General features: G+C 68.2%; 6 protein-coding genes. 3 read left to right on the top strand and 3 right to left on the bottom strand.

From position 1 onward, the window contains the following. From ACTWQJ_RS47020 to ACTWQJ_RS47010, 3 genes are all read left to right on the top strand, one after another. On the top strand, nt 1-289 hold a 289-nt coding region (locus ACTWQJ_RS47020), incomplete at its 5' end, for a VapC toxin family PIN domain ribonuclease (RefSeq protein WP_443312509.1). Nucleotides 290-403: 114 nt separating this feature from the next. Continuing rightward, nucleotides 404-586 carry a hypothetical protein gene (locus ACTWQJ_RS47015; RefSeq protein ID WP_443312508.1) on the top strand — a complete coding sequence of 61 codons (183 nt, stop codon included), beginning with the start codon at nt 404-406 and terminating at the stop codon, nt 584-586. A 386-nt stretch (nt 587-972) separates the two neighbouring features. Beyond that, nucleotides 973-1,221, top strand: coding sequence for a hypothetical protein (locus ACTWQJ_RS47010; protein ID WP_443312507.1), 249 nt, complete (start codon nt 973-975; stop codon nt 1,219-1,221). A 639-nt stretch (nt 1,222-1,860) separates the two neighbouring features. Here the strand turns inward: ACTWQJ_RS47010 and ACTWQJ_RS47005 are convergent. The 3 genes from ACTWQJ_RS47005 to ACTWQJ_RS46995 form a co-directional block, all read right to left on the bottom strand. Further along, on the bottom strand, nt 1,861-3,159 hold the full coding sequence (locus ACTWQJ_RS47005) for an MFS transporter (protein ID WP_443312506.1): 1,299 nt from the start codon (nt 3,157-3,159) through the stop codon (nt 1,861-1,863). Between the two features lie 19 nt (nt 3,160-3,178). Then, nucleotides 3,179-3,619, bottom strand: coding sequence for an acyl-CoA thioesterase (locus ACTWQJ_RS47000; RefSeq protein WP_443312505.1), 441 nt, complete (start codon nt 3,617-3,619; stop codon nt 3,179-3,181). Between the two features lie 81 nt (nt 3,620-3,700). Beyond that, the coding region (locus tag ACTWQJ_RS46995) for a methyltransferase (protein WP_443312504.1) at nt 3,701-4,422 on the bottom strand (722 nt) is incomplete at its 5' end.

Below are 4,422 nucleotides of genomic sequence, written 5' to 3'. Positions count from 1 at the left end.
CCGTAACATCGACCGCAAGACCGCGCACGCCGTGCAAGACTGGCTGCTGCAGCAGGAGCGGTCCATGCGCGTCCTGGTCCCGGAGGTGCCCGCCGCCGCGCTGCGCACGGCGCGTACGGTCCAGGATCGGTATGCGGAGCTGCGTCTGGACCTCGCGGACTCGGTGAACGTCGTCCTCGCCGAGGAGTACGAGACGGATACCGTGCTCACCCTCGACAGACGGGACTTCCGCGCCATTCGCCCGCTGACCGGACATCCCGCGTTCCGGCTCCTGCCCGACGACCTGTAGACGGTTCTGCGAGGGAAGGATGAGGCCCGGCCGGACGTAGGACATCGCCGAACAAGCCACTCGACGGCACCCAGACCGACAAGCTGATCAGCCAGGGGTGCCCACTTCCTGGAGTTGACGAAGAAGGACCTTGTCGCGAAGGCGGTGCGGGTTTACCTGGAGCAGCGGCGGAAGGATCTGCATGCCGGCATGGTTGAGGCGCTGCAGGTGCTGGACGGGTCGCTGAAGTCGGACGTGATGCTGCTGACTGGGCTGACTGCGGAGGAGATCGACGCGGTCGGCGGGATCGACGAGTAGCGAGAGCCGAAAACACGAAGGGACGCGACCGGCCCATGCCGCGCTGCGCCGCCTGCGCGAGGATCTGGAACTGCCCCTGCCTCCGGTCGCGGCGTCGCTGGACGAGATCGAGCTCCCGATCCCGGTGAAGGCGGCGGAGCAGTTCGCCGACGCCGGAACCAAGCGCTTGGAGTGCCCCCGGACAGAGTCTCGGGGAGGATCCGCGCCGTCGATGATTAGGTACTGCTCAAGGTTGGTACCGGGGCAGCGGTGTGCGAGGCCGAACTCGGAAACTGCGTGGCACAGTTCGGGGCAGGCCTCGAGCGCACTCGGTCGCGCCAGGGCTTCTAGGAGTCGTTCGCGGCCTCACATCGCCGCGGCGGAGCGAACTGCGGCAACCTGCCGTTATGGACGGCGATGACAACGTCGGCGGGTGCGTGGTTCCGAGGCGACCGGTAGGCCGGCGGCGTCCCCTGAACTTCCGCTTCGAGATCCGTGTACTGGACGGGCCCGAGGGCGAGGCACTGGCCCGGCAGCAGGCCGCAGTGATCCGGGACGTGCTGGTCTGGATCGCCGAGCAGCGTCGGGCAGCCGACGCGGGGCCCGACACCGGGCACACGACTGCGGCAGAGCCTCCGCCAGAGCACGACGCTTGACCGGTGCATCTCTGTGCTGCGCGCCGGGCATTCTGACCGGGCCGTGGTCACCGAACGTGAGGGGTGCTTGCTGGAGTTCACCCCCTATGACTCGAATCTGCGGCGGCTCCAGCGCACGAACGTGGCTGCGGCATGGCCGGCCACCTGCGGCGACGGCGAGGAGAACGGAACGGCGCGGCAGGCCCCTCATCGATCGGCCGGTACCACCGGTGGGGGGCACAGGTAGGCCGGATGCCGCATCCGACCTGGGGAAACACAGACAGTAGCGGGAGCGCCCCCGGCAGGAGCCGCCGAGAAGGGCTGGTCGTGTCACACCCACCGTGAACTGCGGAAACGCATTGGTTGTGACCTGCTCGACACATCTGCGGAAAAACCGTGCCAGCTGATCACGCCGCCCGCATCCTCTCACTGCTGCGCAATTCCGCGCTCCATGCCCATCGGACAGGTCTACGGCAACTGGTCTCTGGCTCACTGGGATCGTCCCGCGGGTGCACACCGGGGATGCCGGGGACTATAAAGTCGCCGATTCGCGGCTCCAGGTTTCAGCACGGCGTCGTCCTTGCAGGCACGCCGGGTGAGCTGCCCCACATTGATGCCGCATGCATTTGGTCTCCGTCCGGGGAGTTCGAGGCTCCTCAATCAAGGGACGGTGCGGATCCGCTGTACAACGACGGCGCCGAGCAAAGTGAGCCCCGCGGTGACCGCGAACAGCGCGGGGTAGCCGCCGAGACTGGTCACGAGCACAGTAGCGACGGCCGGAGCCAGTACATGCGGAAGGGAATTGGCGATATTGATTACACCGAGATCCTTTCCCCGGTCACCGGCGTGCGGCAGCACTTGGGTGATCAGGGCCTGGTCGACGGAGACATAGACGCCGTAGCCGAGGCCGAACAGGCTCGCGGAGACCAGGGCGGTCGGCCAGGTCGGCTGTATTGCCAGGAGCGCCGCGCCGAGGGCGATCACCACGCCCGCCGCGGTGACGAGTGCCTTACGGCGGCCCAGTCGGTCGGAGATCACTGCCCCGACGAACGCGGTCAGCACGATGCCAACGGTGTAGAGCGTGACGAGAATGAGGAGGCCTTCCTCGGCCTCGCGGCCGGGGAAACGCTCCTCGTAGCGGATCTTGTCGCGAAGGAAGTACAGGAGGTACAGCGTGCCTGTGGCGTTGCCAAGCTGTACGAGAAACCGGGTGAGCCAGGCAAGGGCGAAGTCCCTGTGCCGGCGCGGGCTGATCCAGAAGGCGGCTAGGAAGGTATGCCGGGTCAGGGCGGGCACGGCGGAGCGAGGCAGCCGGGCGTCCTTCGTGCCGACGAGGAACGGCAGCGGGAACAAGACGACGGCGGCCGCGAGGAGCGCGTACCCGCTGCCGGTTCCGCTGACGACCACCGTGACCAGGACCGCGCCGACCAGCACGGCGAGCGGCTGGGTGGCGCCAACCCAGGCGCTGACGAGGGCGCGCTGCGCGACCGGGACGTGGTCGGGCACCTCGGCGACGAGACTCGCGAGCATCGCGCTCAGCGCCAGTTGCACCAGGCACCAGCCGAAGGCGACGCCGGCCACGCTCCGCTGCGCGGCGAGGACGGCCAGGCCCAGCGCGGCGAGCAGCGCGCCGCCCGCCAGCCACGGGCGACGCCGGCCGAAGCAGGAGGTGGTGCGGTCGGACAGCGCGCCCGCGACCGGGTTGGCGACCAGCGCGACCAGTGCGCCGAGGCCGGTGACCAGACCGAGCGCGGACTCCTTGTGGTCCGGATCGATCGCCTCCAGCTGGTCGGCGAGCAGGACCTGGAGCGGCGTGTAGACGGCGATCCACAGACCGAGACTGGTGGAAGCGATACCGCCGATGAACCGCCAGCCGACCCGCGTGACCGGTTCGCTGAGCGCGTCCGGGCTTCGCTGGTCCAGCTGATCCACGGAGTCGTCGAGCAATGCCGCCTCCATACGCGCGCCATTTCCGGTGTTACAGCAGAGTTTTCGCCACGGTGTGGAATGCGGGTGTCCAGGGGGTCGGGCGCAGCGTGGTCTGGTCGATACGGATGTGCACCCGGCGGCCCTCGGCGTGCACAGTGCCGCCGTCGAGGGACAGCACGCGGTACGTGTACACGGCGCGGGAGTCGGCGAGTTCCTCGATCCAGAAGTGCACGGCGACCTCACCGATGCCCCGGATCGGGGCCCGGTAACGGATGGAGAACTCGGCGACGGCCAGGAAGACGTCGGGGTGGCTGTACTCACCGTCGGTGAAGGTGAATCCGTTCCGCGCCCAGAAGGTCGTCAGGGCCCGCTCCAGCATCACCGCGTACCGCGAGTTGTGCACAAAGCCCATCGTGTCGAGGTCGTCGAAGTGGGCATAGACCGGTTCGACGTGTCCGCGTTCGACGGTGATCTCGTGCTGGGCTGCCATGGTGCCTCCGAAGGTGTGCTGGGACCAACTCGATGGTGGCGCCGGTCGAGTGAACCGAGGCCGATGTACTGGACGGTACGCTCAGGTGGCGGCCGTCACTTCGATGATTGACAAAGACCCCGGTGTGGGGATGACCCGCAGCAATGTGAGGCCGGCGGCGGCGAGGAGTTCCGCGAACTCCGCCTCGGTGCGCTCCTTGCCGTCGAAGACGGTCAGCATCAGCAGGTCGGAGAGGGTGACGGATGGCGGGACGCTCTCCAGCGGAGCGACGGCGTCGATGACCAGGAGGCGGGACCGTTCGCTCATGGCCTTGCGGACCGCCCGCAGGATGCGCAGATTGTCGGCCTCGCTCTTGTCGTGCACGATGCGCTTGAGGACGTAGAAGTCCGCGCCCGGCGGCACGGCCTCGAAGAAGTCACCTTGGACCGCTTCCCAGCGGCCCTCGATCGCCGGATCGTCAAGCCGGTGCCGCCGCAGGACCGTCTCTCGCTCGAGCAGCACGCCGTGCAGCCCGGGGTTCTTGGTGAGCACGGTGCGCAGGAAGCCGCCCAGACCGCCGGCGATGTCGACGACCGTGCCCGTCTCCGGGAAGTCGTACGCGTCGGCGATCGCGCCCTGTTCCATCGTGGACAGTGTGGCCATCGCGTCGGTGAAGACCTGTCCCGGTTCGCCGTCGCCGTCGACGTGGTCGAAGATGGGCCCGCCGAAGATGTCGTTGAAGACCGTGCTGCCCTTGCGGACGGTGTCCTCGAGGCGCCCTGCGGGCAGCCAGTACATCTCGTCGGTGAACAGCAGGGCTGTGG

It is taken from the genome of Streptomyces sp. KR55, from assembly GCF_052245645.1.
GTDB lineage: Bacteria > Actinomycetota > Actinomycetes > Streptomycetales > Streptomycetaceae > Streptomyces > Streptomyces flavusporus.
This window is presented reverse-complemented; position numbering and strand designations above follow the sequence as displayed.